We start from the raw sequence: 18030 nt of genomic DNA, 5'->3' as shown, positions 1-18030 counted from the left end.
CGAAGGGTTGCGCTCCCCTAGTCCAAACCACCTCGGCCGGGAAATTCACCACGCTAGAGCGTATTACCCTTTATGAGCGATGCAGCCGGAAGCCAGCGCCGGAATCGAAACGGCCGCCCGATGGGGCGGCCGTGGTCGATGAGCGGCGGGAGAGGGCCGGACCTAGTTGCTGCCGCCGAAGGTGAAACGGAAGCCGGCCAGCGCCGACCAGCTCTGCAGATGGTTGTCGGACATGCTGGAAATGCCGAGATTGAAATCGTCGCTGCGCATGAAGCGGCCATCGGCGAAGAAGGACAGCGTGTCGGAGAAGGGAACCGACAGACCGACGATGCCCTGATAGGCGAAGACGTCGTCGCGGGTGCTGAAGCCGGTCACCGGCTCCACGCGGGTCCAGCCCACGCCGACACCGACATAGGGCGTCGCCCAGTCGCTGATGTTGAAGTCGATCAGCGCATTCGCCATCAGGCTGCGCGAATCGAGGGTGCCCGTGCTGGTCTCCGCAATCGCGCCGATGCGTTCGTTGCTGGCGTTCCGGTAAAGATATTCCAGTTCCACCCGGAGGCTTTCCATCGGCTGCCAGCCCAGTGAAGCGCCGGAGCTGATGTTCGCCAGGGCCGGATCGAGGACGGTGGAGGAGGCTGGAGCACCGCTGAGGGTGCTCCATCCGCCAAGCCCCTGCAGATAGACGCCGCCTTCCGCCTGTCCGCTCTGCTCAGACGGAGTCTCAGCGTGGCTCGTCGTGACGGCGATCGGGGCGGCAGCCAGGGCCAGGGCGAAAAGGGTCGTCTTGAGCGCGTTCATGGGTCCTACTCCACTTCCGCACTATAGCCGGTGACGCTCTTAGAGTCATGACGTCAGCCGCCCGACCCTTTTCGATCACCTGCTGTTGTGTCTGCCGGAACACACTGGAGAGAACCCATCCTAGGTGCGCAAGGTTTCTCGCACCCAGTCCCCAATCGGTAGCCTATCCCGATGAGTCCGGCGAGTGATCAAAATGGGTGAGACCATCCCCTAGGTAACTGGCGGCACGACCTTTGGCCTAGTCCGGGTCCGGCAGGGCCGGGCCCGGACTACCGTCGGATATCGCCCCGGCCTCAGCCGGTCCTGGCGATCCGCCAGATGGCCGCCGGGTTGATGCCGGGGTCCAGCGTCACATGCTGCCACTTGCCGTACCAGAACCAGCGGCCGCCGGTGAACAGGTCCTCCACCTCGACCACGCCATCGTCAGGCAGCCCGAACTCCCAGAGCGGGACTTCGATAGCGACATGGTGGGCCGTCTCGTTCGGGTTCATGTTGACCGCGGCCAGGATCATTTCCCCGCCCTGCGGGGCGAGCTTGCCGTAGTAGATCACCTGGTCGTGATAAGCGTTGTAGAAGCGAAGGTTGGTGAGCTGCTGCAAGGCGGGATAGCGCCGCCGCATCCGGTTCAGGGCGCGGATATAGTCCCGGATATTCTTGGGATCGTCCCAGTTCCAGGCCTTCAGCTCATACTTCTCGGAGTCGAGATACTCCTCCTTACCCGGCACAGGCTTGCCGACACACATCTCGAACCCGCTATACATGCCCCAGACGCTGGACAGCGTGGTGGCCAGGGCGGCGCGCATCTTGAAGGCGGCCGGGTTCTCCGAATGCAGGTAGGGCGGGTCGATGTCCGGAGTGTTGACGAAGAAATTGGGACGGTAGTGCTCCTTCTCCGGTCCCTGCGTCAGTTCCACCAGATATTCCGTCATCTCCTGCTTGTGCTGGCGCCAGGTGAAGTAGGTGTAGCTCTGGGAGAAGCCCAGCTTCGCCAGCCGCTTCATCATCTTCGGCCGGGTGAAGGCCTCCGCCAGAAACAGGGTATCAGGATGGCGGTCCTGCACCTCGCGGATCATCCATTCCCAGAAGGGCAGGGGCTTAGTGTGGGGATTGTCCACGCGGAAGATCTTCACGCCCTGCTCCACCCAGAACAGGATCACATCGCGCAGAGTGATCCACAGGCTGGGCAGGCCGCCCTGGTAGAAGCTGACGTTGACGATGTCCTCGTACTTCTTGGGCGGATTCTCGGCGAAGCGGATGGTGCCGTCCGGCCGCCATTCGAACCATTCCGGATGCTCCTTGATCCAGGGATGGTCCGGGCTGCACTGGATGGCGAAGTCCAACGCGATCTCCAGCCCGTGCTCGCGGGCGGCATGGACCAGCCGGTGGAAATCCTCCAGCGAGCCCAGCTCGGGATGGATGGCGTCGTGGCCGCCGGCCTCCGACCCGATGGCGTAGGGGCTGCCGGGATCGCCCGGCTCCGCCTTCAGCGAATTGTTGCGGCCCTTGCGGTTGGTCAGCCCGATCGGGTGGATGGGCGGGAAATACAGGACGTCGAAGCCCATGTCCCGGACATAGGGCAGCTTCCGGATGACGTCGTCAAAGGTGCCGTGCCGGTTCGGGTCGTCCGACATGGAGCGCGGGAACAGCTCGTACCAGCTTGAGAAGCGGGCGGCCGGACGGTCAACGAAGACCTCGTATTCGCGGGAGTGGGACCGGTTCGTCCGCGGGCCGAAGCGGGCCATGTCGGCGGCCAGGCTCTCGCTCAGCATGGCGTCGGTCAGACGGTTGCGGTCCCAATCCGGGATGTTCCTGACAAGGTCGAGATGGGCGGCCAGGGTGGCCTTGCCGCGGTCACGGGCCTGCTCCACCGCCTGTTCCAGCAGCGTGCGGCCTTCCACCAGTTCCAGCGAGATGTCGCGGCCGGCATCCAGCTTCTTGCGCGTATCCGACCGCCAAGTGGCATACAGGTCGCGCCATGCCTCGATCCGATAGACCCAGCGAGCATTGCGGGTCAGCGACACGCGGCCCGTCCAGCGGTCGTTCTGGACGACCGCCATGGGCACCTCGGCCCAGTCTTCCTCGCCGTCCGGCGTCTTCTCGCCCAGGATGCGGTACTGGACGACCGCGGCGATCTTATCGTGACCGTCGGCGAATACGTCCGCCCACACCTCCAGCACGTCGCCAACGGCGCGTTTCACGGCAAACCGGCCGCCATCGATGGTGGGATAAACATCCTCCACCGCCACGCGGTCATCGGCCAGCCGGTTCAGCAGGTCCATACTCTCCTGCTCCGAACGCTGGACGGAGACGCGGATGGACTGACCGCGGAAAACGCGCAGCTCCAACGGTTCCAGCATCACCGGAACGCCTGGGTCCAGCCGCATCGGCGCTCGGCCGGGAGTCACGTCGCGGAAGCTCATCCCGTTGGCGGCGGTCAGCAGGATGCCGGGATCGATGCCATGTGCCTGCCATCCGTCCGGGTTCAGCAGGATCAGCGCGGACTCGCCCGACACCGGGCATGCCCGCAGCAGGCCGACCAGGGCATCGTCCGGCCGCGTCAGGCGGGAGAGGGGGCCTTCCATGTTCAGGGCCGGGGTGGCGGCCTTCATGGCATTGACCTCGGCGATGAAGCCGGTCAGGTCCAGCCTGGGCTGCGCGGCTTCCGCCTGCCAGTCGCCGGGGCGGGTGTTGACCACATCCAGCTTGCGGGTGAAGGCGTACTCGAACCCGGCGGGCACCATGACGCCGCTGCTGATGCTGGCGGAGAAAAGATAGCGCATGCGCAGCGCCGCGGCGAGCTGGCGGGGATCGTCCGTGCCCAGCTCGGCTTGAAGCTCCGCCGCCAGGCGGTTGGTATCATGGCTCTCGGGAAAAGCGATGGAGGGGGCGATGGTCCTGAACTGCTCGAACTGCTCCAGCAGCCAGTCGGAACGGAAATCCCACCATTTCGAGCTGTTGAAGATATAGTCGAAGCCGGCATCCGCCAGCGCCTCGACCTGCTCCGTGGTGCAGCCCAGCGTCTCGGCGAAGAACTTGCAGTCCGGGTCCTCCGAACGCGCCGCCTCGATCAGGGCGCGCCAGACGCCGGCCGGCACCAGATAGGCGGCGTCGCACCGGAACCCCTTCACGCCCATCGCCACCTGTTGCTTCACCCAGTCCGCGAAGTAGCGGATCAGGCCGTCGCGGGCGGTGGGATTGTCATAGTCCAGCTCGGCGAGGTCCCCCCAGATGGTAACGTTGGACGGGTCCTCCGGGTCGATGGCGCGGGGGCTGTAGAGGGTCCCGTCATTCTCACGCCGGTACCAGTCGGGATGCTGGCTCACCAGGGCGGAGTCCTTGGCGGTGTGGTTCACCACCAGATCCAGCATGACCTTCAGCCCGTGCCGTCCGGACTCCTCGAAGAAGCCTTGGAGCTGTTCGGACTCGTCGCCCTCGCCGGCCCGGAACAGGTCGTTCAGCCGGAAGGGGTCCTTAACCGCATACAGGCTGCCGGAAAAGCCGGGGTAATGGATCGGGTTCAGGTAAATCCAATCGAACCCCATCCTGGCGACACGCGGCAGATGCTGTCGCCAGTCGGCGACGGTGCCGGCAAGCAACGGGAACAGATTGTAAATGCGCGGACCGGGCGCGGTCTGCTGCCCTGCCGAGGGCTGGGCGCCCGGCGGCGGGGAGCCGAGGCGGTTCTCCGGCGGGCTGGTATCGGCGGGGCTGATGCGGAGGGCGGGATTCGACATCGGCGGCGGCCTGCTTCTGCGGGTCGGGGTCGGAAACGGACTCAGCCCGTCAACCCCTGGCGGATGCGGCCGGTTCCCGAACTACCCGTCCGTCATGTCGCGGAACTCTGGCGCGCCGGTGTTTTCCGGTGCAGCCTGCCCACTGCCGGCCCGCAACCAACCGCGAATTCGGGCGTTGCGGAAACACCTCCTGAATTCGGAACAGAGGCCTTATGCCCGACACACCGTCCCCGATCCGCTTCGCCGATCTGCCGATGGATCGCTCCGCATATGGCGAGAAGCAGGATTACGAAAAGGAGCTGGCCCGGCTCCAGGAAACCGTTCTGCATGTGCAGCAGGCGTACTGGCACGGCGGGTTGCGGGCCGTGATCGTGCTGGAAGGATGGGACGCGGCTGGCAAGGGCGGGGCGATACGCCGACTGACCGAGAAGCTGGACCCGCGCGGCGCCCATGTCTGGCCGATCGGCGCGCCATCCGCGGATGAGCAGGGGCGCCACTATCTCTACAGGTTCTGGCAGCGCATCCCGTCGCCCGGCACCTTCGCGATCTTCGACCGGTCCTGGTACGGGCGCGTGCTGGTGGAGCGGGTGGAGGGCTTCGCCAGCCGGGAAGCCTGGACCCGCGCCTATCGCGAAATCAACGAGTTCGAGAGGATGCTGACCGACGACGGGGTCCGGATCGTCAAACTGTTCCTGCACATCACCAAGGAGGAACAGCTCAAGCGCTTCGAGGAGCGTCTCAAAAATCCCTACAAGCGCTGGAAACTCACCGAGGAGGATCTGCGCAATCGGGAGCGCTGGGACGATTATATCCGGGCCGCTGAGGAGATGTTCGACCGGACAAGCACGCCCGATGCGCCTTGGACCCTGATCCCGGCCAACTACAAATGGCACGCCCGGACCGCCGTGCTGCGCGCCGTGGTGGACCGGTTGGGCGAAGGCGTGGACGTGACGCCGCCGCCCCTGGACGCGAGCGTACAGAAGGCGGCGGCGGACATGCTGGGGATCAAGCTCTGAGCCTGATCCCCTCGCAAAGCGGGCTTACTGCCCGGCAGCGGCGGGAGCCGGAGCCTGGCCCTGCTGCGGCTGTGCTTCGGCCTTGGCGTCGAGATCGCGCAGGACCTTGGCCAGATTAACCGTGGCATCCTCCGCCACCTTGCGGTTCGCCTCCGGCGCCTCGTGGGTGAAGATGTTCAGGAGCTGCAGACGTTCGGTCTTGCCGTCCTGGGTCTTCACCTCCGGACCGGGGACGAGCTGGAAGAGCAGCGAGACGAAAGCGGTCTCCTTTTCCCCCTTGCAGATCGCCTCGCCGGTGCGCAGCCCGAAGTTCTTCAGCTTTTCGGGGTCTTTCAGGCTCTGGGTGAAGGTGCCTTCGCAGGTCTGCTTCAGGCGCTCCAGATAAGTCTCCGGAACCTTGCCGATGTCGCCCGCCGAAGCCGGAACCGGCAGACCGCGAACCGACCCCAGGACGTCCTGGCCGATCTGCCAGGCGAAGTCGCCGGGCTTCTGCTCGGGCGGGAAACGGTCCACCGGCAGGGCGCGGGCATCCTTCAGCCCGGCGGCGACCAGCATCTGGGCCAGTTGGGGCGGCATGGCCGGCGGCGGGGGCGGAAGCTCCAGCTTCCCTTCCATCGCCTGGGTCACGCAGTTGCTCAGATCCGTCATGGCCTTGGCGGTGCCCTTCAGGCGGAACTGGGCCACGTCGCCCGGAACCTCCACGGACAGGACGCTGCCGGTGCCGATCGCCTTGATCAGCTCCGCATCCTCACCCAGCGCAATGACCAGCGCCTCCGGCTGGGTCACGGCCGCCGGCCGCTCCCGCTCCAGGCTGCTGTCGATCTTCACCTTGACCGGCAGGCGGGCGCCCTGCTGCATGCGGGCGCCCGGCACGCCAAGGATCAGGTTGACCTTGTTCTCTGGGTTCTTGAGGAACAGCAGCTCCAGCCCGTTGTCGAACTGGTTGCCGGTCACGCACATCTTGAAAGCGCCGTCGGAGAAGACCTCCGGCGACACCTTCCATTCGCCGGTCGGGGTGCCGACCTTTGCGGGCTCCTTCGGCTTGGCGGCCTGGGCCTGAGCCTGCGGACGCTGCTGCTGCTGCGCCTGAGGCGCGGCGGCGGGCGCCTGGGGCGCCGGCTGCGGCCGGGCCTGCGGATTGATCGTGCCAGCGGCGGAGCCGCCGGGCGACTGGACCGTGCCCGGAAGCACGAGTCCGCCGCCGGATGGCTGCGTGGTCGTACCGGCGGCAGGCGTGTTGTTGGACTGGGCGGCGGCGGTGCCCACTGCCAGGGACATGGCAGCGCCGGCAAGCAGCAGGCGGGCGAGCGAACGCGACATGGTACGGACCACGATAAAGTGAACCCTTCTCGAGATTGGGCCAGCGGACCCTAGGGCAGCGGCGTGCGGCGTGCAAGTGGCATCGGGACTTCGGCCGGACAACTCCCGACTCCAGAGCCGGCTGTCCCGATTCCATTCGCCTGACGCATGACCCCGGGAAAGTCTAGGCGGGACCGGTTTCCATTTCCTTGCCGGAAACCAGCTTTCAAGACGCCCCTCGGGGGCCCGGCTCATCGCTGTCTATGGTGCGAAGATGGCGGGAAGGGGGCGGGAGGGATTTTCCGCGTATGCAGGTGGTGCGCCTGCCCGCCAATCAAACAAAATTGTCGCAATATTCTGCGAATTGTCCTTCAGCAATAATGACTTCGGCGCCAAATAGCTGTTGGATTTAGTTCCACTCCGGAGGTATAGTTACCCTATTCCAAAGGGGTTGCCACCATGCGCCTGATCGCGGTTTTCGCCCTCACCCTTTTGTTCGCCGCTCCCGATCTGGCCCGCCAGGAACTGGGGTCGGATGAAATCGGCCGCTTCGTCACCTCGGCGGAGGAGATGGCGATGGAAGAAGGGCTCACCGCGACGCGGACGGCGCTCCCGCCGGGGGGTGAGGAAATCGCCCGTCGTCACGGCTTCGAACCGGAAGCCTGGACGGTCATGGCCCGGCGTGTCTGGGGCGCATATGAGGCGCGCCACATGGCCCCGGCACTGTCTCCGGCCTCGGAAAAGGTGAAGCTCAACGGCCTCACCGGCGCGGAGCATGGTGAGCTGAAGACGATCCTCACCACTGCCCGAAGCGATCTCGCCTTCATCGCGGCGGAGACGGAAGCCGACCGCGCCGCCATCTCCCCCTTCATGGATCGCCTGGACAGGTTGGCTGAATAAACCATCCAGGGCGCGTCCAACCTACGCCCGGACCTTTTCCAGCGCCTGCTCCAGATCGGCGATCAGGTCGCCCGGATGCTCGATCCCGCAGGACATGCGCAGCAGGTCGGGCGGACAGGGGCTGTCGGCCCCCTCCACCGAACGCCGGTGCTCCACCAGACTTTCCACCCCGCCCAGCGATGTGGCGCGGGTCCAGATTTCCAGCGCCGCGGCAACATCGATCGAAGCCTGCTCCCCGCCGGCGATGCGGATGGACAGCATGCCGCTGAAGCCGCCCCGCATCTGGCGCGCCGCTACCGCATGGCCGGAATGGCTCTCCAGCCCGGGATACAGCACCTCCGCCACGCCGGGATGGTTCGCGAAGTGCCGGGCAATCGCCATGGCCGTCGAACTGGCGCGCTCCACCCGCAGCCCCATGGTGCGCATACCCCGCAACAGGAGCCAGGCCTCGAACGGGCCGGGGATGCCGCCATGGTCGGCACGCACCGCCCTCACCTTGGCCCAACGCTCATCCTCCCGCGCGGTCACCAGCGCGCCGGCCAGCACGTCGCTATGACCATTGAGGTATTTGGTGGCCGAATGCATCACGATGTCGGCGCCGAACTCGATTGGTCGGGTCAGCAGCGGGGTGGGGACCGTGTTATCCACCGCCAGGATGGCGCCGACTCCGTGGGCGATCTCCGCCATGGCAGTCAGATCGGTGATGCACCAGGTGGGGTTCGCCGGAGTCTCCACCCAGAGGATGCGGGTGCTGCCCGTGCGGACGGCGGCGCGGACAGCGTCCGCGTCCGTCATGTCGACGAAGTCCACCGCCAGTCCCCACTGGGCGGCGAAGCCGCGCAGCCATCTGCGAAGGGCCCAGTACATCACCTGCGGCGCGATCACATGGTCGCCCGGCGACAGCGTCTGGAACAAAGCCGTCGCAGCCGACATGCCGGAAGAGAAGAGAAGGGCCTCCGCCCCGCCTTCCAGCGTGCACAGCAACTGTTCCGCCGCCGTGAAGGTGGGATTGATCGGCCGGGCATAGCTATAACCGGCGGGGTAGCTCAAATCGCCCGCCCGCAGGAATGTCGTCGCCGGATGAATGGCTGGAATCACGCCGTAGGTATCCGCATCATGGACTCCCATGCCGTTGGCCAGCAGCGTATCGGGATGCGGGGTCTCGGGCGTCGTCCTGGCGGCCATGTCCATCCTCCGGTCTAAGCGGCAATGCGGGTGTAGCCCGTCCGGCGCCTACGGGCCAAGAGCTTTGCCGGAGCCGCGACAGTCGGGCGCGCGGGGAGCCCGCCGTGCGTTTTACCCCCTCCGGAAGAGCGGATACTTCGATGGGCATCTTCTACAAAGAAGATGAAGAAGGTCCGGAACAACGTCCATCAGGCAACGTTGATCCTGCCGAGTTGGATGCAAATCGAATAGTCGGCCATCGCCTTCCCAATCCGTGGACAGTACCACCTCTCCGGTGGGTCGTCACGCCAGACAAATCCTTCCCACGGTCGCCTATCAAGGGCGGTTCCCGATCCGATGGCCGGGCTGGTGATTAGGGGAATACATGGCAAAGAACATCCTCATCACGGGCGGCGCCGGTTTCATTGGTTCGCATCTGGCGGATCAGTTATTGGCAGCCGGCCACCGCGTGCGTGCGCTGGACTGCCTGTCGCCGCAGGTGCATCCAGACGGTGAGCGGCCCGACTATCTCGATCCCGATGTCGAGTTGATCAAGGGCGACGTCCGGGATGCCAACGCCGTGACGTCCGCGCTGAAGGGCATCGACACTGTCTATCACTTCGCCGCCATGGTCGGCGTGGGGCAGAGCATGTACCAGGTCGCCGACTATACAGGCGTCAACGACCTCGGCACCGCCGTGCTGCTCCAGGCCCTGATCGAACGCCCGGTGGAGCGGCTGGTCGTCGCCTCCTCCATGAGCGTCTATGGCGAGGGGCTCTACCGTCAGGCTGATGGAACGCTGGTCGAGGGGCAGGAGCGTCCGCGCGCCCGGCTGGAGCGGGCCGAGTGGGAGCTGCCGGGCTCCGACGGCGGGGAGCTGGTTCCGGTGCCGACGCCGGAGTCGAAGCAGCCGGTGCTCTCCTCCATCTATGCGCTCGGCAAGTATGTCCAGGAGCGGCAATGCCTGCTGATCGGCAGCGCCTACGGTATCCCGACCACGGCCCTGCGGTTCTTCAACGTCTATGGTACCCGTCAGGCGCTCAGCAATCCCTACACCGGCGTGCTGGCGATCTTCGCCTCCCGCCTGCTGAACGGGAAGCGGCCGATGATCTTCGAGGATGGGCGGCAGCAGCGTGATTTCGTCCATGTGAAGGACGTGGCGAATGCCTGTCGGCTGGTGCTGGAAAGCCCCGCCTCCGCCAATGCCGTTCTGAATGTCGGCAGCGGCCGCGCCGTCTCCATCGCGGAGCTGGGCGAGCGGTTGGCCCGCATCGTCGGCAAGGAGCACCTGACGCCGGAGGTGACCGGCCGCTACCGCGTCGGCGACATCCGCCACTGCTTCGCCGATATCGGCAAGGCCCGTGCACTGCTGGGCTATGAGCCGCAGGTCACCCAGGAGGAGGGCATGGCGGAGCTGGCCGAATGGCTGTCGGGTCAGGTCTGCGTGGACCGGGTGGACGAGGCGTCCAAGGAACTGGCCATGCGGGGGCTGACGGTATGAAGGACGGAACCTCTCCCATCCTGGACCGGAACGGCGACCGTCCCGTCCTGATCACCGGCGGGGCTGGCTTCGTCGGCACCAATCTGGCCTCCCGGCTCGCGCGCCAGGGCCGCAAGGTCATCGTCTACGACAACCTTTCCCGCGCCGGGGTGGAGCGGAACCTGACCTGGCTCAAGGCCACCCATGGCGACATGGTGGAGGCCGAAGTGGCCGACATCCGCGATGGGGAGCGGCTGGCGGCCGCCGTTGCGCGGGCCGGCAGCGTGTTCCACTTCGCCGCCCAGGTGGCGGTGACCACCAGCCTGACCGACCCGGTTCATGATTTCGAGGTCAATGCCCTGGGCACGCTCCGCCTGTTGGAGGTGGTGCGGGCGCAGCAGACCCCGCCCACTGTGCTGTTCAGCTCCACCAACAAGGTCTATGGCGCGCTCGCCGATCTGGAGCTGGAGGAGGGGCCGGCCAGCTACCAGCCGCGCGATCCCGTCCAGGCGCTGGGCGTGACGGAGGACCGGCCGCTGGACTTCCACAGCCCCTATGGCTGCTCCAAGGGCGCTGCCGACCAGTATGTGGTCGACTATGCCCGCAGCTACGGCCTGCCTGCCGCGGTGCTGCGGATGAGCTGCATCTACGGCCCGCACCAGTTCGGGACGGAGGATCAGGGCTGGGTGGCCCATTTCCTGATCGCCGCCGGCAAGGGCGACACCATCACCCTCTATGGCACCGGCAAGCAGGTGCGCGACATCCTGCATGTGGACGATCTGGTAGACGCCTTCCTCCTGGCGGAGGAGCGGATGCCGGACCTGCGCGGGCAGGCCTTCAACATGGGCGGCGGCGCGGAGAACGCGCTCAGCCTCCGCACCGTGCTGAACATCATCGAAGAGCTTCAGGGGGCGGCCCCGGCCGTCAGCTTCGGCCCCTGGCGCACTGGCGATCAGCCCTGGTACGTGGCCAATTCCGCCCGCTTCCGGCAGGCGACGGGCTGGTCTCCCAAGGTGGAAGCGCGCGACGGCATCGGCCGGCTGCACCGCTGGCTGACCTCCGGCCAGATCGCGCCGGCCTCTTCCGCCGCCCTGGCGGAAAGCCGGTAAGGCCATGCGCGCCACCTATTCCGCATTCTCCGGACCCACCACGATGACCGAGCCGCCCGGCCATGTCCTGATGACCGCCGATTGTCTCGGCGGCATCTGGGATTATGCGCTGACGCTGGCGGGGGAACTCGGTCGGCGGGGCACGCAGGTGACCCTGGCCGTGCTGGGGGGACCGCTGGCGGAAGACCAGCGTGCCGCGGCGCAGGCGGTCCCTGGCCTGTCCCTGGCGGAAAGCGGCTTCAAGCTGGAATGGATGCCGGACTGCGGGGACGATGTCGCCCGGTCGGGACAGTGGCTGCTGGAGCTGGAGCGGGAGGTGAAGCCCGATCTGGTCCACATCAACGGCTATGCCCATGCCGCCCTGCCTTTCACCGCCCCGGTTCTCTGCGTCGCCCACTCCTGTGTCGCAAGCTGGTTCGCCGCGGTGAAGGGGGAGGAGCTGCCGGAGCGCTTCGACGGGTATTGGGAGAGCGTCGCCGCCGGCCTTGCCGCGGCAGGCAGGGTGGTCGCGCCTAGCCGCACAATGGCGGCCGATCTGGCCCTGCACTATGGCGTGGCGCCGGAGGTGACCGTCATCCCGAACGGCATCGATCCGGCCGGCTTCGCTCCCGGCGCCAAGGAACCGGTCGTGCTCTCTGTCGGCCGTGTCTGGGATGAGGCGAAGAACATCGCCGTGCTGGACCGTGTCGCCCGCGGCATCGGCGCGCCCGTGCTGGTGGCGGGCGATGTCCGCGGTCCGGACGGGACGGAACGGCGGCCGGACTACGCCATGGCGCTGGGGCGGCTGCCGCGGGCTGAACTGCGCGACCTCTATGCCCGCGCCCGCATCTTCTGCCATCCGGCCCGGTACGAGCCCTTCGGGCTGGCCGCGCTGGAGGCGGCGCTGTCCGGCTGCGCGCTGGTGTTGGGCGACATCCCCAGCCTGCGGGAGGTCTGGGGCGATGCCGCCATCTATGTCCGGCCGGACGATGTGGACGGTTTGCGCCGCGCCCTGAACGGACTGCTGGCCGATTCCTGCCGGGCGGCCGATCTGGCCCAGCATGCCCGCATCCGCGCCCGCCGGTACACCGCCTCCGCCATGGTGGAGGCCTATCTCGACCTCTATGCCGATCTGCGGGAACCGCGCGCGCCAAGAGCGGCCGAAACCGCCACCGCTGCCTGAGGAAGCACATGCGCTTCGTTTTCTTCGTCCATTCCCTCTTCTCCGACTGGAATCACGGCAATGCCCATTTCCTGCGCGGACTGGTGAGGGAGCTTCAGACCCGCGGTCATGCGGTCCGTACGTTGGAGCCCGCCGACGGCTGGAGCCGCAGCAACATGCTGGCCGAGGCGGAGGGGCCGGCGGCGCTGGAGGACATCCACCGCACGTTCCCCGACCTCGCCTCCGAGCTTTACGATCCGGCGGCGCTGGACCTGGATGCGGCGCTGGACGGGGCGGATGTGGTCATCGTCCATGAATGGAACGATCCGGCCCTGATCGCGGCGCTGGGCGCCCGTCGCAAGGCCGGCGGCGGCTTCCGACTGCTGTTCCACGATACGCATCACCGCAGCATCACCCAGCCGCAGGAGATGTCGCGCTACGACCTCTCCGCCTTCGACGGGGTGCTGGCCTTCGGCGAGGCGGTGCGGCAGCGCTATCTGGCGGAGGGCTGGAGCCGGCGGGCCTGGACCTTCCATGAGGCGGCGGATACCAGCATCTTCACCCCGCAACCCGCCGCGGAGCCGGTCCGCGACCTGATCTGGGTCGGCAATTGGGGCGATGAGGAGCGGACGGAGGAGCTGCACCAGTTCCTGCTGGACCCCGTGCGCCGCCTGAAGCTCGATGCCGACGTCTGGGGCGTGCGCTATCCGGACGAGGGGCGGATGGCCCTGGCGGCCAGCGGCATCCGCTACCGCGGCTGGATGCCGAACCACCGGGTTCCGCAGGCCTTCGGCGAGAGCCGCGTCACTGTCCATGTGCCGCGCCGACCCTATGTGCAGGCCCTGCCGGGCATTCCCACCATCCGGGTGTTCGAGGCGCTGGCCTGCGGCATCCCGCTGGTCTCCGCCCCCTGGGAGGATGCGGAGGGGCTGTTCCGGGTCGGCCGGGATTTCCGCATGGTCCAGGACGGCGCCGCCATGACGGCCGCCCTTCGCGAGTTGCTGATGGACAGCGACGCGGCGGCGGAGCAGGCCCGTTGCGGCCTCGAAACGATCCGCGCCCGCCACACCTGCGCCCACCGGGTGGACCAGCTTCTTGGCATCTGCGCCGAGCTTGGCGCCCCCGGTTCCTTCCTGACCCTGGCCGAGGTGTCCTGACACATGGGACTGACGATCTCCTTCTACGGCTCCAGCCTGGTGAGCGCCTATTGGAACGGGGCGGCCACCTATTACCGCGGCATCATCAAGGAGCTGGCCCGCCGCGGCCACCGCGTGACCTTCTACGAGCCGGACGCCTATGACCGGCAGAAGCACCGGGACATGAAAGAGGACCCGGACTGGGCCGAGGTGGTGGTTTACGAGGCGACGCCGGAAGGCGTCTCCCGCGCCGTGCAGGCCGGCCGCAACGCCGACATCATGGTCAAGGCCAGCGGCGTCGGGGTCTTCGACGACTGGCTGGATGCGGCGGTGCTGGATGCCCGGCGGGCGGATGGCCTGGCCGTGTTCTGGGACGTGGACGCGCCGGCCACGCTGGACCGCATGCGCGACAATCCCAACGATCCGTTCCGGCCACTGGTGCCGAAATACGATGCCGTCTTCACCTATGGCGGTGGCGATCCGGTGGTGAACGCCTATACGGAGTTCGGGGCGAAGCTCTGCGTGCCGGTCTATAACGCCGTCGATCCGGACACGCACCATGCCGTTCCGCCGGACCCGAAATTCACGGCCGACCTCGGCTTCCTGGGCAACCGTCTGCCGGACCGGGAGGCGCGGGTGGAGGAATTCTTCCTGAAGGCGGCCGCCCTGGCGTCGGAGCGGACCTGCATCCTCGGCGGCTCCGGCTGGGGCGACAAGCCGATGCCGGGCAATGTGAACTATATCGGGCACGTTTACACGGCCGACCACAATGCCTTCAACTGCACGCCGCTGGCCGTGCTGAACATCAGCCGGGAAAGCATGGCCCGCTACGGCTTCTCCCCCGCCACGCGGGTGTTCGAGGCCGCCGGGGCCGCCGCCTGCCTGATCACCGACCATTGGGTCGGGCTGGAGCTGTTCCTGGAGCCCGGCGAGGAGGTGCTGGTCGCCCGGAACGGGGAGGAGGTGGCCGAACATCTCCGCGCCCTGACGCCGGAGCGCGCCCGCGCCATCGGTCAGGCCGCCCAGCGGCGGGTCCTGTCGGAACACACCTACGCCCATCGCGCCGCCCAGGTGGAGACGCTGCTGACGACCGGTGAGCTGGCAGCGGGGAAGATCGGGGGCGGGAAGATGAGGGCCACGGCATGAAAAGCGCGCTCGACATCGTCATCCTCGGCCTGTCGATCACGTCGAGCTGGGGCAACGGACACGCGACCACCTATCGCGGGCTGGTTCGCGAACTGGCGGCGCAGGGGCATAAGGTGACCTTCCTGGAACGGGACGTGCCCTGGTACGGCGGCGCGCACCGCGACCAGCCGGAGCCGCAGGGCTGCCGCACCATTCTCTATGCCGGGCTGGACGAGCTGTTCGAGACCCATGCCGGCCTGGTGCGCGATGCCGATGCGGTGATCGTCGGCTCCTACGTGCCGGACGGGCGGGAGGTCGGGGCCTGGGCGCAGGCCACGGCCAAGGGGCTGGTCGCCTTCTACGACATCGACACGCCGGTGACCCTGGCGGCGCTGGAGAATGGCGGTACCGCCTACCTCGCCGCGGACCAGATCCCCGGCTACGGCCTCTATCTCTCCTTCACCGGCGGGCCGACGCTGACCCGGCTGGAGCGGGAGTTCGGTTCGCCGATGGCGCGGGCCCTCTACTGCTCCGCCGATCCGGACATCTACCGGCCGGACGAGCAGGCGGAGCGCTGGGCACTGGGCTATCTCGGCACCTACAGCATCGACCGGCAGCCCACCCTGGACAAGCTGCTGCTGAAGGTGGCGGAAGCGCTGCCGGAGCGGAAGTTCGTCGTCGCCGGCCCGCAATATCCGGGCGACATCGTCTGGCCGAGGAATGTGGAGCGCATCGAGCACCTTCCGCCGGGAGAGCACCGCGGCTTCTACACCACCCAGACATTCACGCTGAACGTGACCCGGGCCGACATGATCCGGGCGGGGTGGAGCCCCAGCGTGCGGCTGTTCGAGGCGGCAGCCTGCGCCGCCCCCATCATCTCCGACCATTGGGAGGGGCTGGACGAGCTGTTCCGCCCGGGCCGGGAGATCCTGATCGCCCACAGCACCGACGACGTGGTCAAGGCGCTGACGGAGATGACGCCGGAGTCGATCCGCGCCTTGGGCCTACGCGCCCGCACCCGCGTTCTGGCCGCTCATACTGCCGCCCACCGGGCGGAGGAGCTTGCCACACATCTGCGGGAGGCCATCGGCCGCCGTGCCGTGGTCAGCCGCCCGTCCCGCCGCCGCGTCGCAGCGGCTGCCCGCGCCGGTGCCTGACGCCTCGCCCGATCCGCATGTCACCCCTTCGCTGAGCTATCTGCTCCGCATGGCCGTCCATCCCTAAATGGGGTGGACGGCCACCGGCGGCGTAGGTTACGCCACCGCGGGTCAATGCGGAGATCGAGGAAACATGTCGAAGAGCGGGCTGGCCAACGAGACCACGGCGCTTACGCCGGTCGGCCGGCGGCACCTGATCGGGCGGTATGTGAACTCGATCTTCAAGGACCATGCCTTCATCCGCATGGTCTACAAGAACATGTTCCGCATCACCGACAGGATGTGGCGCTCCAGCCAGCCTACCCCGGCGCATGTGGAAGACGCCCAGAAGATGGGCATCAAGACCATCATCAATCTGCGTGGCCGGCGCGATGACTGCGGCAGCTATTTCCTGGAGGAGCGGGCGTGCCGCCGGCACGGCGTCACGCTGGTGGATTTCCCGGTGAACAGCCGCGACGCGCCGAAGAAGGAAAATCTGCACAAGGCGCGGGAGATCTGGAATTCGATCGAATATCCGGCCCTGATGCACTGCAAGGCCGGGGCCGACCGCGTCGGCTTCATGAGCGCGCTGTATCTGCTGGTTCATGAGAAGCGGCCGGTGGATGAGGCCATGAGCATGCTGCACTGGCGGTTCGGCCATGTGCGTCAGGCCAAGACCGGTATCCTGGACCGTTTCTTCGAGGAATACCGGGAGTACAGCGCCAAGACGCCCATAGACTTCTACGACTGGGTGGACAACGTCTACGACCCGGTCGAATTCAAGGCGCGCTTCATGTCCACATGGTGGGCGAACACCATAACCGAGACGATTCTGAAGCGCGAATAGGGACGATCAGCGGACCGGATAGCTGACCAGCTCGAACGGTGGGGACAGGTGCGGCGCATGGCGGCTGCGGAGCGGCTCAACCGGTACGCCGCCTCCGCCGTTGCTTGCCGCCGCAGGCGGCTGGGATGCGACGCCGGCCACGATCGCCAGCAGGAGCGCCCAGCCGACGAACCGTGCCGCCTTGAAGGTGGCCAGACTGTCGGCCGGATCGTCCGGCTCCCACCCCCGCACCTGCGTCGCCAGCAGCAGACCCGTGATGAGCAGCGGCAGCGTCATGGCCCACTGGTCGCCAAGGGGAACGACGGCCACCGCCCAGAGCATGAACGCGCCGGCATAGAAGGCCGACACCCATTGCCGGGAACGTCCGCCGAACAGCAGGGCGGTGGACTTGATGCCGATGCGGGCATCGTCCTCCTTGTCCTGGTGCGCATAGATCGTGTCATAGCCCAGCGTCCACAGGATGCAGCCGGCATAGAGCAGCAGGGCAGGAGCATCAAGGGCGCCCGCCACCGCTGTCCACCCCATGAGGGCGCCCCAGTTGAAGGTCAGGCCCAGGAAGGCCTGCGGCCACCAAGTGATCCGCTTCATCAGCGGGTAGCTGAAGACCAGCGCCAGGGAGGCTATGCCCAGCCCGATGGAGAGCCAGTTCAACTGAACCAGAACCAGAAGGCCGGCCAGCAGCTGCGCCGCAAGGAACAGCAGCGCCTGCCGCACGCTGACCTGTCCGCTGGGGATCGGCCGGACGGCTGTCCGCTCAACCTGGGCATCCAGCTTGCGGTCCAGAATGTCGTTGACGGTGCAGCCTGCCCCTCGCATCACTACCGCGCCGATGGCGAAAAGCGCCATCAGATACAGGTCCGGCCACTGGCCTGCCGGGGTTGCCAGGGCAATGGACCACCAGCAGGGGAACAGCAGCAGCCATGTGCCGATGGGCCGGTCGAGCCGTGCCAGACGCGCATAGGGGGTCAGGGCCGCCGGAAGCCAGCGGTCGACCCAGTTGCCGGCGCGGATATCGGTATGACCCGTACCGGCCATGCCCTCCGCGCGATGCTCGTCCGTGTGGGCCGTGCTGCTCATCTCGTCCGGATCGCTGTGGTGTGCGGGTGAGCTTAGCGCAACATGTCGCCGAAATCACCAATATG

At 67.0% G+C, this 18030-nt stretch carries 14 protein-coding genes; 9 read left to right on the top strand and 5 right to left on the bottom strand.

The window, feature by feature from the left end:
* Nucleotides 1-162: 162 nt before the first annotated feature.
* Together DOL89_RS09015 and DOL89_RS09010 are read right to left on the bottom strand one after the other, a co-directional pair.
* Complete coding sequence (locus DOL89_RS09015) at nt 163-801, bottom strand: outer membrane protein (protein WP_119678842.1); 639 nt, start codon at nt 799-801, stop codon at nt 163-165.
* 293 nt (nt 802-1094) lie between these two features.
* A complete protein-coding gene (locus tag DOL89_RS09010) occupies nt 1095-4535 on the bottom strand; it encodes a maltotransferase domain-containing protein (protein ID WP_119678841.1) in 3441 nt (1146 codons plus the stop codon).
* A 212-nt stretch (nt 4536-4747) separates the two neighbouring features.
* Here DOL89_RS09010 and DOL89_RS09005 point away from each other — a divergent pair, with 212 nt between their 5' ends.
* The gene (locus DOL89_RS09005) at nt 4748-5551 is read left to right on the top strand and encodes a polyphosphate kinase 2 family protein (protein ID WP_119678840.1); all 804 of its coding nucleotides are present in this window, start codon (nt 4748-4750) and stop codon (nt 5549-5551) included.
* A gap of 24 nt (nt 5552-5575) precedes the next feature.
* Here the strand turns inward: DOL89_RS09005 and DOL89_RS09000 are convergent, their stop codons facing one another.
* Complete coding sequence (locus tag DOL89_RS09000; protein WP_119678839.1) at nt 5576-6871, bottom strand: hypothetical protein; 1296 nt, start codon at nt 6869-6871, stop codon at nt 5576-5578.
* A gap of 438 nt (nt 6872-7309) precedes the next feature.
* Here DOL89_RS09000 and DOL89_RS08995 point away from each other — a divergent pair, with 438 nt between their 5' ends.
* Nucleotides 7310-7750: a hypothetical protein gene (locus tag DOL89_RS08995; protein WP_119678838.1), complete on the top strand. Its 441-nt coding sequence runs from the start codon at nt 7310-7312 to the stop codon at nt 7748-7750.
* Nucleotides 7751-7771: 21 nt separating this feature from the next.
* On the opposite strand, the gene DOL89_RS08990 is transcribed toward DOL89_RS08995, so the two are convergent.
* Nucleotides 7772-8935, bottom strand: a complete 1164-nt coding sequence (locus DOL89_RS08990; protein ID WP_119678837.1) for a trans-sulfuration enzyme family protein — start codon at nt 8933-8935, stop codon at nt 7772-7774.
* 364 nt (nt 8936-9299) lie between these two features.
* On the opposite strand from DOL89_RS08990, the gene DOL89_RS08985 reads away from it, so the two are divergent.
* The 7 genes from DOL89_RS08985 (at nt 9300) to DOL89_RS08955 (ending at nt 16888) form a co-directional block, all read left to right on the top strand.
* Entirely contained in the window at nt 9300-10415 is a 1116-nt protein-coding gene (locus DOL89_RS08985) for an NAD-dependent epimerase/dehydratase family protein (RefSeq protein WP_119678836.1), read from the top strand.
* Nucleotides 10412-11503, top strand: coding sequence for an NAD-dependent epimerase/dehydratase family protein (locus DOL89_RS08980; protein ID WP_119678835.1), 1092 nt, complete (start codon nt 10412-10414; stop codon nt 11501-11503). The genes DOL89_RS08985 and DOL89_RS08980 overlap by 4 nt, the downstream gene beginning before the upstream one ends.
* Nucleotides 11504-11546: 43 nt before the next feature.
* Nucleotides 11547-12665: a glycosyltransferase family 4 protein gene (locus DOL89_RS08975; RefSeq protein WP_119680339.1), complete on the top strand. Its 1119-nt coding sequence runs from the start codon at nt 11547-11549 to the stop codon at nt 12663-12665.
* A gap of 8 nt (nt 12666-12673) precedes the next feature.
* Complete coding sequence (locus DOL89_RS08970) at nt 12674-13801, top strand: CgeB family protein (protein ID WP_119678834.1); 1128 nt, start codon at nt 12674-12676, stop codon at nt 13799-13801.
* Nucleotides 13802-13804: 3 nt separating this feature from the next.
* On the top strand, nt 13805-14926 hold the full coding sequence (locus tag DOL89_RS08965; RefSeq protein WP_318658489.1) for a CgeB family protein: 1122 nt from the start codon (nt 13805-13807) through the stop codon (nt 14924-14926).
* A complete protein-coding gene (locus DOL89_RS08960; RefSeq protein WP_119678833.1) occupies nt 14923-16062 on the top strand; it encodes a CgeB family protein in 1140 nt (379 codons plus the stop codon). The genes DOL89_RS08965 and DOL89_RS08960 overlap by 4 nt, the downstream gene beginning before the upstream one ends.
* Nucleotides 16063-16195: 133 nt before the next feature.
* Nucleotides 16196-16888, top strand: coding sequence for a fused DSP-PTPase phosphatase/NAD kinase-like protein (locus tag DOL89_RS08955; protein ID WP_119678832.1), 693 nt, complete (start codon nt 16196-16198; stop codon nt 16886-16888).
* Between the two features lie 6 nt (nt 16889-16894).
* Here the strand turns inward: DOL89_RS08955 and ubiA are convergent, their stop codons facing one another.
* Nucleotides 16895-17923 carry a 4-hydroxybenzoate octaprenyltransferase gene (ubiA, locus tag DOL89_RS08950; RefSeq protein ID WP_119680337.1) on the bottom strand — a complete coding sequence of 343 codons (1029 nt, stop codon included), beginning with the start codon at nt 17921-17923 and terminating at the stop codon, nt 16895-16897.
* Between the last annotated feature and the right edge of the window lie 107 nt (nt 17924-18030).

The sequence above is a fragment of the Indioceanicola profundi genome (assembly GCF_003568845.1).
Classification (GTDB): Bacteria; Pseudomonadota; Alphaproteobacteria; order Azospirillales; family Azospirillaceae; genus Indioceanicola; species Indioceanicola profundi.
Note: the sequence above shows the minus strand (reverse complement) of the source record. Positions and strands in the feature narration are given on the sequence as shown.

Excerpts from the sequence above, each read along its gene's own strand:
- DOL89_RS09015 (WP_119678842.1), bottom strand. The coding sequence starts at position 801 with ATGAACGCGCTCAAGACGACCCTTTTCGCCCTGGCCCTGGCTGCCGCC.
- DOL89_RS09010 (WP_119678841.1), bottom strand. The coding sequence starts at position 4,535 with ATGTCGAATCCCGCCCTCCGCATCAGCCCCGCCGATACCAGCCCGCCG.
- DOL89_RS09005 (WP_119678840.1), top strand. The coding sequence starts at position 4,748 with ATGCCCGACACACCGTCCCCGATCCGCTTCGCCGATCTGCCGATGGAT.
- DOL89_RS09000 (WP_119678839.1), bottom strand. The coding sequence starts at position 6,871 with ATGTCGCGTTCGCTCGCCCGCCTGCTGCTTGCCGGCGCTGCCATGTCC.
- DOL89_RS08995 (WP_119678838.1), top strand. The coding sequence starts at position 7,310 with ATGCGCCTGATCGCGGTTTTCGCCCTCACCCTTTTGTTCGCCGCTCCC.
- DOL89_RS08990 (WP_119678837.1), bottom strand. The coding sequence starts at position 8,935 with ATGGCCGCCAGGACGACGCCCGAGACCCCGCATCCCGATACGCTGCTG.
- DOL89_RS08985 (WP_119678836.1), top strand. The coding sequence starts at position 9,300 with ATGGCAAAGAACATCCTCATCACGGGCGGCGCCGGTTTCATTGGTTCG.
- DOL89_RS08980 (WP_119678835.1), top strand. The coding sequence starts at position 10,412 with ATGAAGGACGGAACCTCTCCCATCCTGGACCGGAACGGCGACCGTCCC.
- DOL89_RS08975 (WP_119680339.1), top strand. The coding sequence starts at position 11,547 with ATGACCGAGCCGCCCGGCCATGTCCTGATGACCGCCGATTGTCTCGGC.
- DOL89_RS08970 (WP_119678834.1), top strand. The coding sequence starts at position 12,674 with ATGCGCTTCGTTTTCTTCGTCCATTCCCTCTTCTCCGACTGGAATCAC.
- DOL89_RS08965 (WP_318658489.1), top strand. The coding sequence starts at position 13,805 with ATGGGACTGACGATCTCCTTCTACGGCTCCAGCCTGGTGAGCGCCTAT.
- DOL89_RS08960 (WP_119678833.1), top strand. The coding sequence starts at position 14,923 with ATGAAAAGCGCGCTCGACATCGTCATCCTCGGCCTGTCGATCACGTCG.
- DOL89_RS08955 (WP_119678832.1), top strand. The coding sequence starts at position 16,196 with ATGTCGAAGAGCGGGCTGGCCAACGAGACCACGGCGCTTACGCCGGTC.
- ubiA (WP_119680337.1), bottom strand. The coding sequence starts at position 17,923 with ATGGCCGGTACGGGTCATACCGATATCCGCGCCGGCAACTGGGTCGAC.